The sequence below is a fragment of the Leisingera sp. ANG-Vp genome, assembly GCF_000813725.1.
Taxonomy (GTDB): Bacteria; Pseudomonadota; Alphaproteobacteria; order Rhodobacterales; family Rhodobacteraceae; genus Leisingera.
Map to the genome: position 1 here is coordinate 325,897 of NZ_JWLD01000002.1, position 21,180 is coordinate 347,076.

19 protein-coding genes are annotated in these 21,180 nt (G+C 62.3%); 11 read left to right on the forward strand and 8 right to left on the reverse strand.

Annotated elements, in window-relative coordinates; translation table 11 throughout:
* Positions 1 to 26: 26 nt before the first annotated feature.
* The 3 genes from RA20_RS01750 to RA20_RS01760 all read right to left on the reverse strand — a co-directional run bounded on the left by RA20_RS01750 (position 27) and on the right by RA20_RS01760 (position 6,089).
* Entirely contained in the window at positions 27 to 1,301 is a 1,275-nt protein-coding gene (locus tag RA20_RS01750) for an MFS transporter (protein ID WP_039124068.1), read from the reverse strand.
* Between the two features lie 167 nt (positions 1,302 to 1,468).
* Complete coding sequence (gene queA, locus RA20_RS01755; protein WP_039123959.1) at positions 1,469 to 2,554, reverse strand: tRNA preQ1(34) S-adenosylmethionine ribosyltransferase-isomerase QueA; 1,086 nt, start codon at positions 2,552 to 2,554, stop codon at positions 1,469 to 1,471.
* A gap of 61 nt (positions 2,555 to 2,615) precedes the next feature.
* Positions 2,616 to 6,089, reverse strand: coding sequence for a YhdP family protein (locus tag RA20_RS01760; protein WP_039123960.1), 3,474 nt, complete (start codon positions 6,087 to 6,089; stop codon positions 2,616 to 2,618).
* A 49-nt stretch (positions 6,090 to 6,138) separates the two neighbouring features.
* Between RA20_RS01760 and RA20_RS01765 the strand changes: the two genes are divergently transcribed.
* From RA20_RS01765 to RA20_RS26290, 7 genes are all read left to right on the forward strand, one after another.
* Positions 6,139 to 6,600, forward strand: a complete 462-nt coding sequence (locus RA20_RS01765) for a peroxiredoxin (protein ID WP_039123962.1) — start codon at positions 6,139 to 6,141, stop codon at positions 6,598 to 6,600.
* A 303-nt stretch (positions 6,601 to 6,903) separates the two neighbouring features.
* Entirely contained in the window at positions 6,904 to 7,746 is an 843-nt protein-coding gene (locus RA20_RS01770; protein ID WP_039123964.1) for a ferritin-like domain-containing protein, read from the forward strand.
* 155 nt (positions 7,747 to 7,901) lie between these two features.
* On the forward strand, positions 7,902 to 8,369 hold the full coding sequence (locus RA20_RS01775; RefSeq protein WP_241482189.1) for a ribosome modulation factor: 468 nt from the start codon (positions 7,902 to 7,904) through the stop codon (positions 8,367 to 8,369).
* Positions 8,370 to 8,581: 212 nt separating this feature from the next.
* Positions 8,582 to 9,913 carry a M23 family metallopeptidase gene (locus RA20_RS01780; RefSeq protein WP_039123968.1) on the forward strand — a complete coding sequence of 444 codons (1,332 nt, stop codon included), beginning with the start codon at positions 8,582 to 8,584 and terminating at the stop codon, positions 9,911 to 9,913.
* Positions 9,903 to 10,445 (forward strand): bactofilin family protein, encoded by a 543-nt coding sequence (locus RA20_RS01785; RefSeq protein WP_039123970.1) that lies wholly within the window; start codon positions 9,903 to 9,905, stop codon positions 10,443 to 10,445. The genes RA20_RS01780 and RA20_RS01785 overlap by 11 nt, the downstream gene beginning before the upstream one ends.
* 195 nt (positions 10,446 to 10,640) lie before the next feature.
* A complete protein-coding gene (locus RA20_RS24520) occupies positions 10,641 to 11,771 on the forward strand; it encodes a calcium-binding protein (RefSeq protein ID WP_052248774.1) in 1,131 nt (376 codons plus the stop codon).
* 242 nt (positions 11,772 to 12,013) lie between these two features.
* Positions 12,014 to 13,975, forward strand: a complete 1,962-nt coding sequence (locus RA20_RS26290; RefSeq protein WP_052248775.1) for a calcium-binding protein — start codon at positions 12,014 to 12,016, stop codon at positions 13,973 to 13,975.
* 73 nt (positions 13,976 to 14,048) lie between these two features.
* On the opposite strand, the gene RA20_RS01800 is transcribed toward RA20_RS26290, so the two are convergent.
* Positions 14,049 to 15,011, reverse strand: coding sequence for a DUF3179 domain-containing protein (locus RA20_RS01800; RefSeq protein WP_039123972.1), 963 nt, complete (start codon positions 15,009 to 15,011; stop codon positions 14,049 to 14,051).
* A gap of 209 nt (positions 15,012 to 15,220) precedes the next feature.
* Between RA20_RS01800 and RA20_RS01805 the strand changes: the two genes are divergently transcribed.
* On the forward strand, positions 15,221 to 15,751 hold the full coding sequence (locus RA20_RS01805) for a hypothetical protein (RefSeq protein ID WP_039123974.1): 531 nt from the start codon (positions 15,221 to 15,223) through the stop codon (positions 15,749 to 15,751).
* Positions 15,752 to 15,765: 14 nt separating this feature from the next.
* Here RA20_RS01805 and RA20_RS01810 read toward each other — a convergent pair whose 3' ends face one another.
* Both RA20_RS01810 and RA20_RS01815 read right to left on the reverse strand, forming a co-directional pair.
* Positions 15,766 to 16,314 carry a peptidylprolyl isomerase gene (locus RA20_RS01810; protein ID WP_039123976.1) on the reverse strand — a complete coding sequence of 183 codons (549 nt, stop codon included), beginning with the start codon at positions 16,312 to 16,314 and terminating at the stop codon, positions 15,766 to 15,768.
* Positions 16,307 to 16,813: a peptidylprolyl isomerase gene (locus RA20_RS01815; protein WP_039123978.1), complete on the reverse strand. Its 507-nt coding sequence runs from the start codon at positions 16,811 to 16,813 to the stop codon at positions 16,307 to 16,309. The genes RA20_RS01810 and RA20_RS01815 overlap by 8 nt, the downstream gene beginning before the upstream one ends.
* Before the next feature lie 139 nt (positions 16,814 to 16,952).
* Between RA20_RS01815 and RA20_RS01820 the strand changes: the two genes are divergently transcribed.
* Positions 16,953 to 18,143: a phosphoglycerate kinase gene (locus RA20_RS01820; RefSeq protein ID WP_039123980.1), complete on the forward strand. Its 1,191-nt coding sequence runs from the start codon at positions 16,953 to 16,955 to the stop codon at positions 18,141 to 18,143.
* A 114-nt stretch (positions 18,144 to 18,257) separates the two neighbouring features.
* Here the strand turns inward: RA20_RS01820 and RA20_RS01825 are convergent, their stop codons facing one another.
* Together RA20_RS01825 and RA20_RS01830 are read right to left on the reverse strand one after the other, a co-directional pair.
* Positions 18,258 to 18,935, reverse strand: coding sequence for a methyl-accepting chemotaxis protein (locus tag RA20_RS01825; protein WP_039123981.1), 678 nt, complete (start codon positions 18,933 to 18,935; stop codon positions 18,258 to 18,260).
* 36 nt (positions 18,936 to 18,971) lie between these two features.
* Entirely contained in the window at positions 18,972 to 19,415 is a 444-nt protein-coding gene (locus RA20_RS01830; RefSeq protein ID WP_039123983.1) for a globin domain-containing protein, read from the reverse strand.
* Positions 19,416 to 19,688: 273 nt separating this feature from the next.
* On the opposite strand from RA20_RS01830, the gene RA20_RS01835 reads away from it, so the two are divergent.
* A complete protein-coding gene (locus RA20_RS01835) occupies positions 19,689 to 19,988 on the forward strand; it encodes an FtsB family cell division protein (RefSeq protein WP_039123985.1) in 300 nt (99 codons plus the stop codon).
* A gap of 181 nt (positions 19,989 to 20,169) precedes the next feature.
* Positions 20,170 to 21,159, forward strand: coding sequence for a pyruvate dehydrogenase (acetyl-transferring) E1 component subunit alpha (gene pdhA, locus RA20_RS01840; RefSeq protein WP_039123987.1), 990 nt, complete (start codon positions 20,170 to 20,172; stop codon positions 21,157 to 21,159).
* Positions 21,160 to 21,180: the final 21 nt, after the last annotated feature.

Here is a 21,180-nt window from a genome sequence, read left to right on the forward strand (position 1 = left end):
CTCACAATTCCCGCTGGTTAGCGCAATCAGCCCGTTTCTTGAGCAGTTTCTTGCTCCTCCAATTCGGTTTCGATGGCGTATTCCTGAGCGAACTCCACCGCGACCGGAGTTGCCGTCGGGGTCATCACGGTGAAGCTGCCGGTTTCCTCAACCGGAACAGAGGCACGCTGGGTCGACCGGTACGCCGCATAAGCTGCCATCACAAACATCAGCGCGCCGATGAAGGCGAAGAAGCCTGCCGGACCAAGAACCGCGTCCCCCATCAGCCAGCCAGTGATCACCGGGCCGGCAATCGCGCCAAGACCGTTGATGAACACCAGCCCGCCGGAGGCCGCCGCCATATCGTCGTGGTCCAGGTAGTCGTTGGTGTAGGCAATCAGCAGCGAGTAAAGCGGGTTCGACAGGCCGCCGATGAAGAAGGCCGCAACCAGCAGCATCTTGAAGTCGGTGCCAAACATGAAGCCGTGCACGGAAGCACCGCCGCCGATCAGCGCCACAAACAGGATCAGCACGCGCCGGTCCATGCGGTCCGACATCCAGCCCAGCGGGTATTGCAGCACGGTCGCACCGACATAGAAGGTGGCAATAAAGATGGACAGCTCGGTCAGGGTCAGGCCGGCGGCCGTGCCGTAAACCGCGCTCATGCCGAACTGAGCCGAGAACACACCGCCCAGCAGGAACATGCCGACACAGCCCAGCGGCGAGATTTTCATCAGTTCCTTCAGGGTCATCGGCTTGGTGGTGTCAAACGCAGGAGTGGGCGAAATCGACAGCAGAATCGGCCCGAAGGAGATTGAAACCAGGATCGACGCGATGATGAACGCCTCATAGCCGCCCGGGTCGCCGATCTGGATCAGGCCCTGCGCGGTCACAATTCCGATCATCTGCACGATCATGTAAAGCGACAGCGCCTTGCCGCGGTTGCTGTTGTCGGCGGCGTTGTTCAGCCAGCTTTCCGCGGTCACGTACACGCCGGAGAAGCAGAAACCGATGACCACACGCCCCAGCCCCCAAGCAACGGTGTTGGGCAGGATGGGGTAAAGGATCATCACCGCAGAGATAAAGGAGGCCAGTGCCGCAAACACCCGCACATGGCCAACGCGGCGGATCATCTCTGGTGCCAGCCGCGAACCGCCCAGAAAGCCCACGAAATAAGCCGCCATCACCAGCGACATCTCCAGCGAGGAGAAGCCTTCCAGGTCGCCCCGGACCCCCAGCATGGTGCCCTGCAGGCCGTTGCCCACCATCAGCAAGCAAACCCCCAAGAGCAGCGCCCACGCGCTCGACAGCACCTGCAGCATTTCCATGCCTCCTTTGAAAGCAAAGCAGCCCTCCACGGGGGACGGGCTGCACTCACATTAGTTCGTTAAGTCCGGGCGACGAAAGCGCGGAACGCCGGTATCGCTGATTCTGATTGCGGTTTTGTGACTCTGATCCAGACATCAGAAACCATCGCCGCGGCGCTTGTCTATGGATTCGCGCCGTTTTTCTGAGGTGTATCCGCCTTGGCGGGGATCAAAAGCGACGCGTCGCCATAAGAAAAGAACCGGTAGCCGCTGCGGACCGCATGATCATAGATCTGCAGGATTTCCTCCCGCCCCATCAGGGCAGAGACCAGCATCAGCAGTGTCGACTTCGGCAGGTGGAAATTGGTCATCAGCGCATCGGCCACCTGGAATTCGAACCCCGGATAGATGAAGATATCCGTATCGCCTTCCCAAGGATGGATTTGGCCGTCCTTTGCGGCGCTTTCGATCAGCCGCAATGCGGTGGTGCCAACCGGGATCACCCGGCCTCCGGCTGCCTTGGTGGCCGCAATTTCGGCTGCCGCCTCCCCGCTCACCTTGCCCCATTCCGCATGCATCCGATGGGTGGTCACATCCTCCACCTTGACCGGAAGGAAGGTGCCCGCGCCCACATGCAGGGTGACATAGGAAATCTCCACGCCGCGTGATGCGAGTGCGTCCAGAAGCGGCGCATCAAAATGCAGCGAGGCCGTGGGGGCTGCGACCGCGCCGCTGTTTCTGGCCCAGACAGTCTGGTAGTCGGTCTTGTCCTGCTCGTCCGCTGCGCGCTTGGCGGCAATATAGGGCGGCAGCGGCATGGCCCCGGCCTCAGCCAGCGCAGCGTCGAAATCTGTGCCGCTGAGGTTGAAGCGCAGACGCCCCTGGCCTTCCGACACGTCTTCCAGCGTTGCGCTGAGATCATCTGAAAAGACGATTTCCTCGCCCTGTTTGATTTTTTTCAGCGGCTTCAGCAATGCTGCCCAGCTGCCATCGGCACGCGGTTCCAGCAATGTGGCTTCGATTTTTGCCGATACCGGGCCTTGGGCGCTGTCGCGGTGGCGCAGCCCGCTCAGGCGCGCAGGGATGACCTTGGTATCATTCAGCACCAGCCGGTCGCCGGGCTGCAGCCAGTCCACAAGGTCGGTCACCTTGCCATCGTGCAGGGCTCCGTCTGAAGCCACCAGCAGCCGGGCCGAGCTGCGCGGATTGGCAGGCCGGGTGGCAATCAGGTCGTCGGGCAGATTGAAGTCAAAATCGCTGAGTTTCATGGCGCGCGCTATAAGATGTGCTGCAGGGAAAATCTATGGCGATTTTCTTTTTTAGCTAGGGTTACTTGTCAGCGCCGCGCGGCTGGCGGAACTCCTCGCGCTCTTTCCGTGCGGCCTCTTCCTCGGCTGAAAAAGCCCGCTGCTGGCCTGGCACCTTAGGCGCCGGACCGCGGAACACCTCCCGCAGGAACCCGGGTGCCAGCCCCGCCAGCGGATTCACCGAAACGGACGGGTTTTCGGCGGTGCCGCGCAGGGTGAAAGTAAATCCGATCAGCCCCTCGCCATCGCGCGGCGCCAGAATCCGGCCGATGGCATTCACCAGATAGATCGGCGAGATCACCCCCCGCATGTTCAGCCGTGTGCTGTTCAGATCGAAATTGCCGTCCAGCGACAGCCCCATCGACGGGCCCACGGCACTGCTTTGGTGCAGGATCAGATGCGAGGCGCCCAGCCGGAACCGCCCCTCCATGCTGGTGAACAGGATGCCCTGGCCGGTCATCTCGTCCAGCAGCCCGACCAGGCTGATGGCATTCAGGATTGCCGCCATCGACGGAGCATTTCGCACCCGGATGTTGCGCACATTGACCTTGCCGTCGTATTCGCCGGGCTTATCCGCCGGCACCAGCGTCATGTCGAAACTGCCGCCGCGGCCGTGCTCAAACACCCCGGCCGAGCGGAATACGCCACCCGCATCATTGGAGCGGATCCGCGAGGCGGTGCCGCCGTTTTGCGGGACCAGCGTGCCCGCAACCGGAGTCTGCCCATTCAGCCGGGCAGTGAATTCACCATTCATACCGCCCTGCGTGGAAAACCGTCCTTGAAAGTTCTGCAATCCGATGCTGTCAGTCACCTGCAGGTTCTGCAGGCGAAGGGTGATCGGCCCTGAGCCGCCGCTGCTGCTCCCGCCGCTGCTTTCAGCAGTTGCCGAAAACGGCGACCGGTTCAGATCCAACCGCCCGCTGGTCACTTCTATTGCGGGCGCCGCATTGCCGCGGCCCCGGAAGGTTACCGACCCCTGGAACCAGTTGCCGACCCGCGCAGAGGAAAACACGGCGCGGTCGAGCCCGCCGCTCTTATGTGTCGTCACCCGGCCTGAAGCGGCCAGGCCAGGCGCCTGCAGTTCCAGACGCTCAACGGTTGCGCTGTCCGCCAGCACTGCCGACAGGGAAAGCTTGCCCTCGGCCTCTTCCCGCTTGCGCCAGCTCACATCCGGAATCCGCAGCCCGACTCCCGCCAGATCCGACTCCAGTTCCAGCCGCGGCGGCTGCCCCGGCTTCAGATCAACCGTATAGCGGCCTTCTCCCTTTCCGAAAACGGACCGCCGCGGCAGGCCCAGATTGAAGGCCTCTACAGCGTCTTCCGACAGCTCTATTGTCCCCTCGACCCGGCTGTCAGGATCCGCATCTTTACCGATCTTCTGCTGCCAGCTGGCGCTCAGCGGCACCCCGGACAGGCTGCCATCGCCGCTGATCCGAACCTCGCTCTGATTGCCTTCAACCTGCAAAAGCGCAGCAGCGGCCACATGGCCCGGCACCAGCTTGCTGCTTTGGACTGCCCGCACTTGGCCCTTGTAGTGATAAAGGATCTCCTCCACAGGCACCTGTTTCTGGAGCGGCAGCGCCAAAGTGCCCGAGGCCTCCACCTGCCCCTCCGCCAGATCCACCGGCAGGCCTGCCTTGTCCATAACGGCCAGCGGCTCCCGGTTCAGCAAGGACAGAGCCGCAGTGGCTGAACCGCGTGCCTTTATCCGGGCAATGCCAGGCGTGCCATCCCTGGCCGAGGTGTCCGGGATAATGAAAGACGTGCCGGTGACATCAACCAGGCCTCCCTGATCCGCAGCCACCTGCCCCTTGGAGGCCGTCACCACAAACCGCGTTCCGTAAAGGCTGAGCTGACCCGCCGCTCTCCGCACCGGCGGCATGAATTTCTGGAACAGAACCTCGGCTTCCTCGAATGCCAGATCCAGGCTGATGAACGGCTTGCCGCTGCCGCGGCCCCGCATATGGAAACCCACATCCCGCACAGTTCCCTTGCGAAGGTTCTCCCGCACCCAGCCGCGCGGATTGGGTGCCAAAGGTTCGGGCCACAGCTCTTTGACGCGGGCAACGGAAATCTGGTCGACCCGGCCGTTCAAGTCGTAATCCCAGCCTTCCGGCCCGGCGCCGATGTCGCCGTCAAAATGGATCCGGCTTGTGCCGTCCCGCACCAGCATCTCCCCCAGCCGCAACCGGAAAGGCTTCAATTGCAGGTCAAAATCAGCATCCAGCCCTGGGAACAACACCGGCGTTTCAAACAGCTGCTGCGGATTCAGCTCAAGGTCCGAGAAGCGCAGCTGCCCTACCAGCCCGGCCAGCTGCCCGTTCTCGATCCCCGCCAGGCTCGCCTGGCCCTGCATCACGCCCGAGCCCCAGCCGCTCTGCACGCTCAGCTCGCTGAACTCCAGCACCTGGCGGTCCGGATGATAAGTGAAATAGCTGCGCGCCCCGGTGATCGGGACCGGCTTTGTTTGCGCTTCGGGCTGGATCACCCCTTCCCCGATACGCAGGCTGGCCTGAACCGGCTCGATGACACCGCCGTCATCCACACCGCCGCGCAGCGAACCGGATATCGGCGCCCTCAGCACGCCTAGCCAGCCGAGCGCCGGGCTTTGCAGTGCGATATCCTCACTGGCGATGTCAGAAATCAGCACCCCGAAATCCGCTTCGGGACTGCCAAGCTCGGAGGTATAGCTTGCCTCCACCGTGCCCACATCGCCGCGCCCGCTCAGCACCGAGAAGGCAGCGGCGAGCGACACCGAGCTGCCGTCCCGCTGCAACCCGATCTGACCGCCGTCCAGCGTCCAGGCCCGGCCCAGCCGGTCATCGGTATAGGAGAGTGTCAGAGCGCTGGTTTCCACCCCGGTCAAAGCCGCCAGAACCGGTTTCTGAAGCTGGCTGTCCCATTGCTCGATCAGCTCCGCCAGGTTGCCCGCCTGCCGGTAAGGCAGCCCGCCGTTTGCGAAACTCAGCGCCAAGGAGCCATCCTTGTTGCGGCGCAAGGCGGCGAAAAGCCCGCTAAGCGCGATCCGCTTGGGTTGCACCTTGCCGCGCAGCAAGGGCCGCATCGCCAGGCTCGCCTGCGCATCCGCAAGCTGGGCAAACACCGATCCGTCGGGATGCCGCAGCACCACATCCTTGAGACTCACCCGCGGCCGCAAGCCTTCGTTGACCACAACATGGATGGCGCCAAATTCGATTTGCAGGCCGTTCAGATGCCTCTCAATCCGGCTCTCTACCCGCTGGCGCACCCAATCCGGCGCATCGAGCCGGGTGCCGATGCCGAAATAGACCGCGCCCGCGCCCAGAAAGCACAGGAGCGCCAGCATCCAGACCAGCCCGCGCAGCAGCCGCCAGCGCCAGCGCCGGCGCGCGGATTTCTGCGGGCCGCACAAACCTGCCTCCGCTGCCTGGTCAGGGCCGCGGACCGGCACCGCCTCAGCGGCGGCGCTGATTTTCCCGCCGTCAGGTCCGATCTCAGCTTTCCCTTTGCTGGTCATTGATTATGTTTGCCGCCCAGTGAATTGCACAGAATACCGGAGACAGGCCATGCTAGACGTATCAGATCCCGCCCCTTCCTTTACCCTGCCCCGCAGCGGCGGCGGAGAGGTCACTTTGTCCAGCCTCCAGGGTTCTGCCGTGGTGCTGTTTTTTTACCCCCGCGATGATACCCCCGGCTGCACCAAAGAATCCATCGCCTTTTCAGAGGCTTTGCAGTCATTCGCCGATGCCGGCGCTCACGTTTTCGGGATTTCCAAGGACACCGTCGCCAAGCATGAGAAATTCACCGCAAAACACACGCTGACAACGCCTCTTCTGTCGGACGCGGACGGCACGGTCAGCGAGGACTATGGCGTCTGGAAGGAAAAGAACATGTACGGCAGGAAGCACTGGGGAATCGAGCGCTCTACCTTCCTGATCGGCGCGGATGGCCGGATCGCCCGTGTCTGGCGCAAGGTCAAGGTCGATGGCCATGCGGAGGAAGTGCTCGCGGCGGTCCAGGAACTGTAACCACGAGGGGAGCGCTCCCGCCAGTTCCGCCAGCTCCCTTCCGGGAACTGCCTGCTCTGTTGGGTCGGGCGCCGCCCGCCGGGCGGCGCGCACCGCGCCTGCGCGGTGCCATGCCCAAGGCCGCCAGGGGGATCAGCCTGCTGATCATCCGCGGGCGCGGGAGTGCGCCGCTTACCGAGCCGGGGCGCCGGCTCCTTTCGTCCGCTTATGCCATCCTCAACAAAGGGAGCCAGGCTTGGCTCAAGCTGGACATTTGCCTTGAAATCGGGTGAAGCCCCATACAACGCCCAAAAGGAGACCAGCATGGGTGACCAGCCTCTTTCGCTTGCAGAGCGCGCCGCCAAAGTACTTGCCACCGCAGACGGCAGGGAAAAAACAGCCCTGTCCCGCCGCTATGCCGCTGATTGGGCAGCTTCCCGTGCCGGTACAGGACCGGACATTTCCATTGGCACCGCCGAACCGCCGGTGCATCCGGCCCGCCCGGACAGGCCGGAGCTTCTGCACCCGCGCGACGTGCCCAAGCGCAAGCCGGGCTCAGAAGCCGGGCGCATCGCCTTGCTGCATGCGGTGGCGCATATCGAGCTCAATGCCGTCGATCTTCACTGGGATATCATCGCCCGCTTCTCACACGTCCCGATGCCGCTGGGTTTCTTTGACGACTGGGTAAAAGCCGCCGATGAGGAATCCAAGCATTTCAACCTGATGTGCGACTGCCTTGAAGCCTTGGGAAGCCACTACGGCGCCCTGCCGGCCCATGCAGGAATGTGGCGCGCGGCCGAAGACACCGCTGACGACCTCATGGGCCGTCTTGCCGTCGTCCCCATGGTTCTGGAGGCCCGCGGCCTGGATGTGACACCGGGTATGATCGGCGTGTTCCGCAAGGCGGGCATCACCCAGGCGGTCGAGGCGCTGGAAGTTATCTATGCAGAAGAAGTTGCCCATGTGGCTTATGGCTCCAAATGGTTCAATTTCCTCTGCGGTCGCGACGATCTGGATCCCAAAGAGGTCTTCCACACCCTGGTGCGCAAGTATTTCCATGGCGCTCTGAAACCGCCCTTCAACGAAGAAAAGCGCGCCGACGCAGGGCTTCCGCCGGATTTTTACTGGCCGCTTGCGGATCAGGTGAAGCCGCTGCCGGGCTGGTGAGGCCCGGCATGACAGCGGGGCTTGCGTCAGTTTGACCAGGCGCCAGCGAAGCCTAGTTTTACCTGCAGCCTTTCAAGGCATACCCAGGAAGAACCCGGCAACCGGCTGATCTCATGTTTGATAACGATTTCCCACTGTTAAGCGCTGCAAGCCTTGTGGCACTGATCCTTCACAGGGCCGGTTCCGGCCCGGTCACCCTGACAAGCTGCGAGGACGCGCTGGCCAATCTGTTCCGGCAGGCCAACGAAGATCCCGGTCTTCCCGAAGCCGATCTGCGCAGCCTTCTAGCCGGCCACCTGAAGGATCTTGAAATCGCCCGAATCCTCAAGGCGGCAGGGCAAGACGGCTGGGAGCTTACCCCTCGCGGCCGCCATGCGCTGAAACAGCATCCGGAAGGGCTCGACCAAACCGATCTGGTAAAATACCCGGAGTTCGCCGCCCATCTGCGCAACACGGCCCACCAATCCTGCGGCATGGATCCGCGGATGAACAGCTATGACGAAGGTTATCTGGCCCGGCGCCGGGGACTGTCCTTCACCGCAAACCCCTATGCCTTTGACAACGTCGACCACCAATCCTGGGAAAACGGCTGGATGGAAGCGCTGGAGGAACGCCAGGGCTAGCCTCCTCCCTGCTCTGCTGCCTTCATAACCTCTGCAGTTCCCGCGCCCTGCATGTCGGCAGGTTTCCGCCTATCTTGCGCCGCCTTCCCCCGGTTTCCAGACCAAAGGGTCAACAGGCTTGCCCTATGGCCGCGCCCTGTCTATTCACTTCGCCCAAGGAGGCGGCACTGCGCTCACTGCGCTGCCTCGCAAGAAGGGACAGGGAACGGACCTTGCGCACTCGGCTCGCGATCAGAATTCATGCTTTCCTGGAACGCCGCTTTCCTGAACGGCGGGTGTTCCTCAAATCCGACAGCGACACGCGGTTCATCCGGCTTCGTTCGGAGACCCAGCTGGTTGCAGTGGCCGGCGCCACCCTGTTTGTCGCCTGGGCCATTGTCGCAACGGCCATTGTTCTGATGGACAGCATCGGCGCCGGAAATTTCCGCGAGCTTGCCAAGCGCGACCAGCAGACCTACCGGGAGCGCCTAAACGCAATTTCCGCCGAGCGCGATGCCCGTGCCGAAGAAGCGCTGGCGGCACAGGCGCGCTTCAATGCTGCGCTGGCGCAGATCTCGATGATGCAGTCCGAGCTGCTGGCCTCGGAAACCCGCCGCCGCGAGCTGGAAACCGGCATTGAAGTGATTCAGACGACGCTGCGCGACACGATGACCCAGCGCGATGACGCGCGCAGGTCGCTGGCGCAGCTGCAGGACGAAGCGGAAGACGGGGCCGATGCCCACGCTGCAATGCTCAGCTCTGCTGCCCAGACCGGAATGCTTGCTGACGTCCTGTCCGACACCGCAGCCGAACGCGACCTGATCATGGCGGATGCCCGGGACGCCCTTGAGCAACGCGACGAGCTGAAGCTGGAACTGCAGCTGATGGACGAGCGCAACAACCAGATCTTCCGCCAGCTCGAGGAAGCTGTGGCGGTCTCGGTCACCCCGCTCGACAAGATGTTCCGCAGTGCCGGGATGCCCACCGACCGGATCCTTGAACAGGTGCGGCGCGGCTATAACGGCCAGGGCGGCCCGCTTGAGCCCCTGGCGATGTCCACCCGCGGCGAGGAACCCGCCCCGGAAGAACTGCGTGCCAACAAGATCCTGGCGCAGCTGGATCAGCTGAACCTCTACCGGCTGGCAGCGCAGCAAGCGCCTTTTGCAACGCCGGTGAACCTGGGACAGGTGCGCCAGACCTCGGGATTCGGCTACCGGCGCGATCCCAAATCCGGCGGCCGCCGCCTGCACAAGGGCTCCGATTTCGCGGGCCGCACCGGCACCGATATCTTTGCCACGGCCGACGGCGTGGTGACTCACGCAGGCTGGCAATCCGGCTACGGCCGCCTTGTCACCATCCGCCATGCCTTCGGCATCGAAACCAGATACGCCCATAACTCCAAGATCCGCGTGACCGAGGGCCAAAGGGTCTCGCGCGGGGATCACATTGCTGATATGGGTAACACCGGACGGTCCACCGGGACCCACCTCCATTACGAGGTCAGGGTCAACGGGCAACCTGTAAACCCCATGATCTACATCAAGGCTGCGAGAAATGTTTTCTAAGAGCAAAATCAACGAGCCCGGGCCCAAGCAGGCCGAAGCAACCCCGGCACCTGCTGCTGCGCCTGCTGCACCGGCGGCAAGCGACTACAAGTCCAGCGCCCCCAAGGCCAAGCCCGCCGCGTCGCTGCTGAGCTCGGATCTGCACATCACCGGCAACGTGAAGACCACCGGCGACATCCAGGTCGAAGGCACTGTCGAGGGCGACATCCGCGCGCATCTGCTGACAGTTGGCGAAACTGCCACCATCAAGGGCGAAGTCACCGCCGATGACGTGGTCATCAACGGCCGCATCGTCGGCCGCGTGCGCGGCCTGAAGGTCCGCCTGACCTCCACTGCGCGGGTCGAAGGCGATATCATCCACAAGACCATCGCGATCGAAAGCGGTGCCCACTTCGAAGGCTCCGTGCAGCGTCAGGACGACCCGCTGAACCCCGGCGGCCGCAAGGCAGCCCCGGCTCCGGCCCCCTCCGCAGCTCCGGCCCCATCGGCAGCTGTTCAGGCAGCCACCGCGGCCCACAAAGCCGAGGGCTGAACAGCTGTAAAAGCATAGCTTTCCAGATAATGACCGTCGCAGGCACAAACCCGCGGCGGTTTTTTTGCATCAATGCAACTACGCTATGCCGCCTTAATCCCGCGCGCTGAGTTTGCCACTTTACCGCATATGGGCATATATCTATTCAACCTTATAGAAGCACAGTTTCACCCGAATTTGATACAAGCCTCAGAAATGGCAGATATCCTTATTACCGAAGCCTCCAATTCCATTGCCGGCTTGGACTTTTCCACACTTTCGGCCGAAGATGCGGCCATTACATCCAGAACTGCCACAAGTATCACCGCCACAGTTGAGCAGTTAACTGTCGTCTTTACCGGTGCCTTTACCTATGATGATAACGGCAACCCTGCCACTTCCAGCTTGCTCAACGCCCTCACCCTGATCAGCAACGGAGAACTGCTGATTGAAGCAACCGATCTCGGATTGACGTTTTCGGAACTTCAGTCCGGAGACCTTACTGCTGCGCTCGAGGCGGCAATGACCGGAAACGATACCTATACCTCCTTCTGGAACGACGGTGAAGTTATCTCGACGTACGCCGGCAATGACACTGTTCAGGCCGGATCGGGGGACGACACGATCCAGGCAGGCGACGGACATGACAAGGTAAATGCCGGAGACGGCAACGATGCCCTTTCGGGCGGTTTCGGACGCGACCGGCTCTCGGGCGAGCGCGGGAATGATGAAATCTTCGGAAATCACGACGACGACGTTCTGCTGGGAAAGCATGGCAATGACACGCTGAATGGCGGCAACGGCGATGACCAGCTCTTTGGCGGCGCAGGCAGGGACTGGCTGTTCGGCACAGCAGGTGAGGATTTCCTGGACGGCGGCGCACACCACGACCGGCTGTCGGGTGGCAGCGAGAACGACATCCTGAGGGGTGGCACCGGAAATGACACCCTGCGGGGAGATGACGGCAATGACTTTCTTTCCGGTGGCTCCGGCTCTGACAAGCTGAAAGGCGGCAACGGCAATGACAGGCTCAAAGGCAATTCTGGCAGCGACACGCTGTTTGGGCAATTCGGCGACGACAAGCTGACCGGTGGAAGCCACGCCGACGTCTTTGTCTTCAACACCGGTGGCGGCGACGACACCATCACCGATTTCGAGGCCGGACTCGATCAGATTCAAATCGCAGGCGGCGCCTCAGGGCTCGGGGATCTGACTTTCTCTGTGCAGGGCAGTGACGTACTGGTAAGCTTTGCAAACACCACCATCCTGGTCGAAAACACCAATCTCGCAGCACTGCAGGATGCGGACAATTCCTGTTTTAAGCCTCTGCGACCCAATAGTTTCTAGTTATGGCACGCCTCCGGGCGTGCCTTTGCTTCTGCATCCATCCGAGTGTGATACGACCGGAAGACCGGTCACGCAGAAGAACTCCCCCTGAGAGAATCCTCAACCTGGTACAGCCAAAGTGTTGCATCCTTGCCGCAACAAGCAGAACGGGAATTCCCTACCTTGATCAAAACCGAAACGGTTAATAATTGGCTTTCTATCGAAAATGATTTGCATCACCTGTTAACAACCAAGGAAAAGGCATGGCCGTTTTTACAGTCAACAACTCCGACGAAACTTGGTCCGTTCGAGATCTCCAGTCCTACCGGATCATTGGCGCAGTCCCCGGCACTGTAAACAGCGGCCTGATCGAAGTCTCCGGCACCAACAGTGCAGGCCAGCCGGTCCGTGCGGTGGTAACAGGCAGCTTCGGGTCAACCGGTTTTTCCGTGTTTGGAACAGTCAACTCAATCACGCTTGACATCAACGGCACTACCGCTATCTCTGCAACCGGCCTGGATGCCTCTTTTTCAGCCTATGGCGACACGTCTTCAGGCGAGTTCGTCACGGACGCTACCCGAGGCGACGACCGCTTCGAAATCAACTCTTCCTCCGGCGGGTTCTGGGATGCCGGCGCAGGCAACGACACGATCAACGCGGGCAGCGGAAACGAGACGGTTGACGGCGGCTCAGGAACCGATCAGCTGAATATCAGCGCCCAATACTCGGAAGCAGAAATCAGCCTCAGCCATGACAGGTTCATCATCGCGACCTCCCAAGGCCGGGACCAAGTGAATGGTGTCGAACTGATCAACTTTTCCGACCGGGGAATCGGCGTCTACGAAGGGGGAAGTGGCCAGGACCAGCTGACCGGCGATACCCGCTCTGGCAGAACAGACGATCTTATGCGGGGCGGCAACCGTAACGACACGCTGTCAGGACGGACAGGCCAGGATACCCTGTACGGAGACAGCGGCGACGATTCCCTGTCCGGTGGCGACGGCAACGACCTGCTGGATGGCGGTGTAGAAAACGACGAACTGCACGGTGGAAAGGGCCTGGACACCCTGTTCGGCGGAAGTGGCCGGGATACCCTTTCCGGCGGCGACGGCGAAGACCGGTTGCATGGCGGGGACCAAACTGACCGCATGTTCGGCGGCAACGGCATCGACAGTCTTTTTGGAGAGGGCGGCGACGACCAGCTATGGGGCGGCGACGCCGGCGACAGTCTTTTTGGAGAGGACGGCAACGACCGGCTATGGGGCGGCGACGGCGGCGACCGGCTGAACGGCGGCGCCGGCTCTGACCGGTTGGAAGGCGGCGCGCAAGGTGACTTTCTGATCGGCTCGCTTGGCGTCGACACACTTTTCGGCGGCCAAGGCAATGACACCCTTTATGGCGGCAATGATAACGACCGCCTGTGGGGCGGCATTGGCGAAGACCAGATGCATGGCGGCGCCCATCACGACTTCCTGAACGGCTTCACCGGCAATGACACGCTGGCCGGCAATGGAGGCAATGACTCGCTTTATGGCGGTGCCGGGAACGACAGCCTGCTTGGCGGCCTCGGCAATGACCTGCTTGATGGCAGTGCCGACGACGACATCCTGGGCGGTTTCACCGGCAATGACACCTTGTTTGGCGGCGAGGGCACTGACTCCCTGTTCGGCGGCGATGGCGCCGACCGGCTGTGGGGCGGCCAGGGCAATGACCTGATGGGCGGCGGCAACCACGATGACACCTTGAACGGCGGCAACGGCAACGACACGCTGGCTGGCGGAAGCGGACACGACAGCCTGCAGGGCGGCGGTGGCAATGACCGCCTGCAGGGCGGCGGCGGCCGGGACTTTTTGGGCGGCGGCGCAGGCGATGACGTTCTCGCGGGCTTTTTCGGAAGCGATGCCCTATTCGGCGGTGCCGGCAACGACACCCTGTTCGGCGGCGGCAACAATGACACCCTGCGCGGCGGCGGCGGCGATGATCAGCTGTATGGCGGCGCCGGCGCAGACACCTTTGTCTTCAGCGATGATGATGGCGACGATGTCATGCATGGCTTCTCCGCCGGCCTGGACGTGATCAAGATTGTCAATGGTGCCTCGGACCTTGGAGATCTGACCTTCACCACGCAGGGCAGCGATGTGCTGGTCAGCTTTGCAGACACCACCATCCTGGTCGAAAACACCACTGTCGCGGCACTTCAGGACGCAGACAACTTCCTGTTCTAAACCCAGACAAAACCACGGGTTTCTGGCAAAGGCGCGCCTCCGGGCGCGCCTTTTTCGTTGCCGGATTCCGAGCCTACTTGAGCATCCAATTGCCGTCTGGCCAGAAGGCATGGAATGCGAAGGCAAACATCACGTCATGCGGCACGTCCAGCCCTGCCTGGTCCCGCACCCGGACCGAGCCGATATCGCGGCCGCCAGCCAGCGTGCGGCTGTCCAGTGCCGAGGCCTGCCCGGCCCGCCAGCTCAGCATCAGGCCGGCTTCCCGGATTTCCCCCTCCCGGGCCAGCCGCGTCAGCGGCCAGGCCCGGCTGCCGACGCGCACCACCCGGTCCAGCGGCGACAGCCCGTGCGGCGGCGGGGCGCCGTCGTACAGAAACGGCCAGTCCGACGTGTCATAACCACGGTACGGATTGCGCCCGTAGCTCCGGTTGTAGCCGGGCTGCGCCATCACCAGGCCATCCGGGTTGCGGGCGGTGAACTCTTCCCAGCTTTCCACCCAGCTCGGCAGGCTGGCCAGGCGCTGGCCGCTCATCTCGCCGACGATGCCGGTGCCAAGCGCCTGCTGCCACCAGCTTTGCGTCTCGCGGTCATACATCACCATGTCGGAGTAACGCAGCTTGCCGGTGACCCCGAAGCTCAGCACCCCTGCTTTGGTGCGCCGGTCGAAGGTCACCGCCGAATTGCACAGGGGGCAGTAGGTGACCGCCACCGGCACACCCGCCACCTCGTCATTCACGATCTCATGCCAGGTCAGGTAGCGCAGCGGATAGGCCCGCGGCGCGGCCCCCTCGATCTCCAGGGTTATGACCGGCTCGCGCGGCTTCAACCGACGGTCCTTGCCGGCCTCCAGGAACTGCGGCCTGTCCAGGGCCGGGATGCCATCTTTCGGCACCCCGCCGGAGCGGATCTGCTGCCAGTCGGTTATAAGCGACTGGCTGAAATCCGTCTTTGGCCATTCGCGCTTCCAGTCTGCGGGTCCGGCCAGCACCGGCCATGGAAGCAATACAGCGGCACTCAGCAACAAGCGTTTCAGCATCAACAGTCTCCCCGCTGCACCCAGTATTAGAAAGACCGCAGCAGAGGGAACAGTGGGAAACACGCGCTTGTGACGACAGTTCAACGAACCCTTTGCGATCCGTCTGGACAGAGGCACTTGTCTATGCAGGCCTGGCCGCGGCTTGATTTCCCAGGCCCGTTTCAGGCATTGATGCTGAAAATCTATTGTTAAAGCATTGGAGAAACAGGATGCCTATTATCCTCGGCGCCTTGGCAGTTCTTGCGGCTGCCTATTTCTGGTTCATGCGCGCACGCAACGCCGCTGCAGCGGCAAACGATATCCTTGACGCGGCCAAGGACGTTCGCCTTGCAGCGCGCCGCTTTGGCTTCCGGCGCCGCAGCGACGTGCATCCGGCCGAAGGCATCGAAGATGACCGTGTGGCGCTTGCTGGCCTGGCTGCAAGCCTCCTGGAGCTTCAGGACTATCCGACAGCAGAACAGAAGGAGGCACTGGTCCGGGGCCTCAGAGATCAATTCAGCATCCCGCACAGCGAAGCAGAGGAACTGGCGGTTCTCGGCCGCTGGATCATGCAGCAATGCGGGAGCCCTGACCAAGCCGTCACGCGGCTGACGCGGCGCCTTTATAAGCTGTCGCAGCAAACCCGCTTTGCTGCGCTGGCTGAAATACTGAAGGGCATTGCCAAATTCGGTGACGGCAGCCTGTCGGACAAGCAAAAGGCCGCGCTGGGAGAAATCGCACGCGGCCTTCGCATCCACTGAAACCCGGATCGGGTTTATTCGGTGACGGTCACCTTGGTCATCGTGTCGGGCTGACCGATCACCGAGCCGTTCGGCCCGGCGCCGCGCTTGATCGCGTCAACCACATCCATGCCTTCGGTCACCTTGCCGACAACCGTGTACTGGCCATTCAGGAAATGGCCCGCATCAAACATGATGAAGAACTGCGAATTGGCGCTGTTCGGGTTTTGCGACCGCGCCATGCCGACCACTCCGCGGTCAAAAGGCAGGTCCGAAAACTCAGCCGGCAGATCGGGACGGCTGGACCCCCCGCGCCCGGCATAGCTCATGTCGCCACCAAGCTTGCCGAACTCGACATCGCCGGTCTGCGCCATGAAATCCTCGATCACACGGTGGAACACCACGCCATCGTACTGGCCTTCAGCAGCCAGCGCAGTGATTTGCTCCACATGCGCAGGCGCGACATCCTCGAACAGGTCGATTTTGATGGTGCCATTGGCTTCGCCCTCGACCTGGATTTCCAGGCCGGCGGCAAAACCCGGCCCTGCAGCAAGCAGGGCCAGCGCTGTCAGCGTCTTACGCATCCGCAGCAACCTTGACCGAGATCATGCGGTCCGGGTTCGCAGGCGGCTCGCCGCGGGTGATGGCGTCCACATGCTCCATGCCTTCGATGACACGGCCGTAAACGGTGTACTGGCCGTTCAGGAAGTGGTTGTCCTTGAAGTTGATGAAGAACTGCGAGTTGGCCGAATCCGGGTTGGCGGAACGGGCGGCGCCCAGGGTGCCGCGGTCGTGCGGCAGCTTGGAGAACTCGGCCGGCAGGTTCGGCAGATCGGAGCCGCCGGTACCCGCCATGCGGATGTTGAACCCGTCTTCCATGTCGCCGTTGGCCACATCGCCGGTCTGCGCCATGAAGCCGTCGATCACGCGGTGGAAGCAGACATTGTCGTATTCACCGGCACGGGCCAGTTCCTTCATCCGCTCGCTGTGCTTCGGTGCCACGTCGGGCAGCAGCTCGATAACAACATTGCCGTCTTTCAGCTCGATGATGACGGTGTTTTCGGGATCTTTAATCTCGGCCATCTGGCCCTCCTGTCGTCGAAATTTGCACAGATAAGTAAGGGTAGCGCCACCAAATGCCAAGGGAGCATTGACTGATACGCAAAAACCCCCGAAACAGCGCCCGGATTTGACTGCATATTCACCATAGGGGGCTCTCAGGATGGGCTGGAAAACACTCGACGACATGGACCTGAACGGCAAGCGCGTGCTGGTGCGCGTGGACATCAACGTGCCGATCGTTGACGGGGTTGTGACCGACTCCACCCGCATCCGCCGCATCGCCCCCACCGTGGCCGACATCCTGGCAGTCGGCGGCAAGCCGATCCTGCTGGCGCACTTCGGCCGCCCCGGCGGCGAGCGCCGCGAGAACCTGTCGCTGAACCAGCTGGTGCCGACACTGGAGCGCGCTTTTGAAACCAAGGTGCTGTTTGCCGCAGATTGCATCGGCGCCGGCGCCGAGGCCGCGGCAGACGCGCTGCAGCCGGGTGAAGTGCTGCTCTTGGAAAACACCCGTTTCCACGCTGCCGAGACCAAGAACGACCCGGAACTGGCCGCCGGCATGGCGCGTCTGGGCGAGGTCTACTGCAACGATGCCTTCTCGGCTGCCCACCGCGCGCACAGCTCGACCGAGGCCATCGCCCGCCTGCTGCCCGCCTGCGCCGGCCGCCTGATGCAGGCTGAACTGGAAGCCCTGGAAAGCGCCCTGGGCCAGCCCCAGCGCCCGGTCACTGCCGTTGTCGGCGGCGCCAAAGTCTCCACCAAGCTGGAGCTGCTGGGCAACCTCATTGAGAAAGTCGACCACCTGGTGATCGGCGGCGGCATGGCCAACACCTTCCTGGTCGCCAAGGGCCTGCCGGTCGGCATCTCCCTGGCCGAACGCATCATGAAGGACACCGCAGCCGAGATCCTCGCCAAGGCCGAGGCGGCCGGCTGCGAGATCATCCTGCCCTCCGACATCGTGGTGGCGAAGAAATTCGAAGCCCACGCCGAGCACGAGATCCTGGCTGCAGACCAATGCCCCGAAGACGGCATGATCCTGGACGCAGGCCCCGACAGCCTCGCCCGGATCAACGAGGTGTTCGAAAACAGCAAAACGCTGATCTGGAACGGTCCGCTGGGCGCGTTCGAGCTGGAGCCCTTTGATGCCGCCACCAACGCAGCTGCCCTGAAGGCCGCCGCGCTGACCCGCGCGGGCCAGCTGATCTCGGTGGCCGGCGGCGGCGACACCGTGGCCGCGCTGAACGCCTCCGGCGCAGCGGGCGACTTCAGCTACATCTCCACCGCCGGCGGTGCCTTTCTGGAGTGGATGGAAGGCAAAGAGCTGCCCGGTGTCGCGGCATTGGACCAGTAAGGCCCGCTGCAACAGACCTGAACCGAGAAACGCCCCGGAATTATCCGGGGCGTTTCTCGTTCCCTGCGGCCCGGTTCCGCCCGTACGCCTCTCAATTCATTTGCGGTTTAGCCGCTAGACGCTGATTTGGTTTCTCAGGTCCTGCACGGTTTCCTTGGCGGACTTGCTCAATTCGCGGATCTCGGTGGCAATAGTGCTGAAGCTCCGCCCCGCATCCCCTGCCCTCGCCGCCTCCAAAGAGGCGTTGAGCGCGATCATGAACACCGTCTGGCTGATCTTCTCGATCCGGTCCATCGTGTCCGCAACAACTTCGGCATTGCGGGCAACCTCCTGGCGCTCTTCTTGCATGGTGAATTCCAGTGCGCGGCCCACCCCGGCCACGATGCTGTTCAATCCTGCCAGCAGGTCATTTGCCACAAAGCTGGAAAACCCCTTCACCCGGGCATCATCAAATATCTGACCGGGCTGAACGGATTGCTCCAGCTGTTTGGCCTCTGTCAGAAATCTGCTCAGCAGCGCCTCCTGATCGGGCGTTACCGCACGGACCTCGCTCAAGGCTGCATCGCAAGCCTCAGGCAGCCGCTGCTTCCTTTGCTCCGGCAAAAGCCGGGCGGCAATCTCTTCAAATTCCTCAATCGCGCTCCCCAGCTGGCGCCGAGGTTCGCTGTTCTCTCCAGCGTCCAGCCTGCACAGAAGAAGCAGCATCACAGTCCGGTGGGACAGCATGCGCATCTTGCCGCTTTGATTGATCAGCTGGCTCAGGAATGCTTCTGCACTTTCGGTTTCACTCATAAAACACCCGGCTTCTGCCTCTCTCCCCGGCGCCGGTCAGGCGACGCTGGTCGATCCCTCACCCGCAGAACCGGCAATCATCACCTTGGCCACAAGGTCCAGCGCGCCTCGCCAGGCCTTCTCATGGGCGCTGGTCCAGGTGTCTTTCAGATTGCTCTGCAAGGTTTCGATCAGAACATCGGCAACCACCGCGTAATGCGCCGGTTCCACCCCGTAGCCCGCATGGCGCGCGCCCAGCTTCTGAAGCGGGGCGGCAAGATCTTCCGGATGTTTCAGGCCATTGACCGCAAAGGCCAGCGTCTTGCCCAGGACCTGGGCCTGGCCGCTTATGTCGTCCGGAAACATCGGCCTGACCTGCGGCGCCCATTCAAACAGCCGCTGATAGAATTCCAGCGTCAAGGCATCCCCCAGGGCCGTAGCGGCGGCAAAGCTCTCCTGAACAAGAGCGGCTTCGGCGGCGGCATCGGTTTTGTCTGGCATGGCAGGTACTCTCCCCGGCTGAACACGCGAACTATCTGGCGCGCTTAACAGCGCTTGGGCAGGGTTTCACAGTTTGGTTTACGACTGGATAACTTGCGCACCCCGGCTTGCAGCTTCCCTCTCATCTCTGGCGAAGGCAGCCCCAGGAAAAAGATTTCCCTTGTGGACAGTTTTTCGATTCACAAGCGGCCCCTGTTGTGGCATTATTGAAATAGACGCCGGGAAACGGCGCAAAAACAAAAACTTAAGCAGTAACATACAGGCACTTCCAACGTGACCCGAAGCAACCGCCCGCCCTTGGGCGCCATCGCCTTCTTTGCAGCCGCCTTCGCGCTCAGCGCGTATTTCACCTTTGCTGCTGTGCAGGGCGACTTCGGTCTGTTCCGGAGGGTCGAGATCCAGGCCGAGGCAGCAGAACTGCGGCAGGATCTCGGCCGCCTCCAGTCCCAGACCGCGGAAATGGAAAATCTCACCCGCCGCCTGTCCGACGATTACCTCGACCTTGACCTCCTCGACGAACAGGCCCGTTCCGTGCTCGGCCTCGTCCGCGCAGACGAGATCGTCATCCGCTGAAGGCGTTTTCCGGTCCTTTATGCCGCGCTTGCCCACTGGCAGCGTGGCATTTTTGCGTTTTATGAGCGGATTTTTACGTCAGAGGAACCCCGCGGCAGAATAACACTATTCAGCCGGGCCAAAACCCGCTATCAGTTTGTTTAACACTAAACTATCTAGCCTTCAGGGGGAGCCGACCACCATGGCCGCTAGAAAAAGCGCAAAGAAACCAAACGTTTCTGCCGAAGAACTGACCAAGTACTACCGCGAGATGCTGCTGATCCGCCGATTCGAGGAAAAATCGGGCCAGCTGTATGGCATGGGGCTGATCGGGGGCTTCTGCCACTTGTACATCGGCCAGGAAGCGGTTGTTGTGGGCCTCGAGGCCGCCGCCGAAGAAGGCGACAAGCGGATCACATCCTACCGCGACCACGGCCACATGCTGGCCTGCGGCATGGACCCCGATGGCGTCATGGCCGAGCTCACCGGCCGCGAGGGCGGCTACTCCAAGGGCAAAGGCGGCTCCATGCATATGTTCTCGAAAGAGAAGCATTTCTATGGCGGCCACGGCATCGTTGGCGCCCAGGTGCCGCTGGGTGCGGGCCTGGCCTTTGCCGACAAATACAAGGGCAACGGCCGCGTCACCTTCGCCTATTTCGGCGACGGCGCATCGAACCAGGGCCAGGTCTATGAGACCTTCAACATGGCAGCCCTGTGGGATCTTCCGGTGGTTTTCGTGATCGAGAACAACCAGTACGCCATGGGCACCGCCCAGGCACGCTCCACGTCCACACCCGACATCTACACCCGCGGCGAGGCCTTTGGCATCCCGGGCGAAGCGGTCGACGGCATGAACGTCCTCAGCGTCAAGGAAGCAGGCGAGCGCGCCGTTGCGCACTGCCGCGCGGGCAAAGGCCCCTACATCCTTGAGGTGAAGACCTACCGCTACCGCGGCCACTCGATGTCGGATCCGGCCAAGTACCGCACCCGCGAAGAAGTCCAGAAAATGCGCGAGGAGCGCGACCCGATCGAGCAGGTCCGCGACATGCTGCTGACCGGCAAGCACGCGACTGAGGAAGACCTCAAGGCGATCGACAAAGAGATCAAGGAGATCGTCAACAAATCTGCCGATTTCGCCAAGGAAAGCCCCGAGCCCGCCCTGGACGAGCTCTGGACCGACATCTACGCCTGAAGACGCTGACCTGAGAGGGAA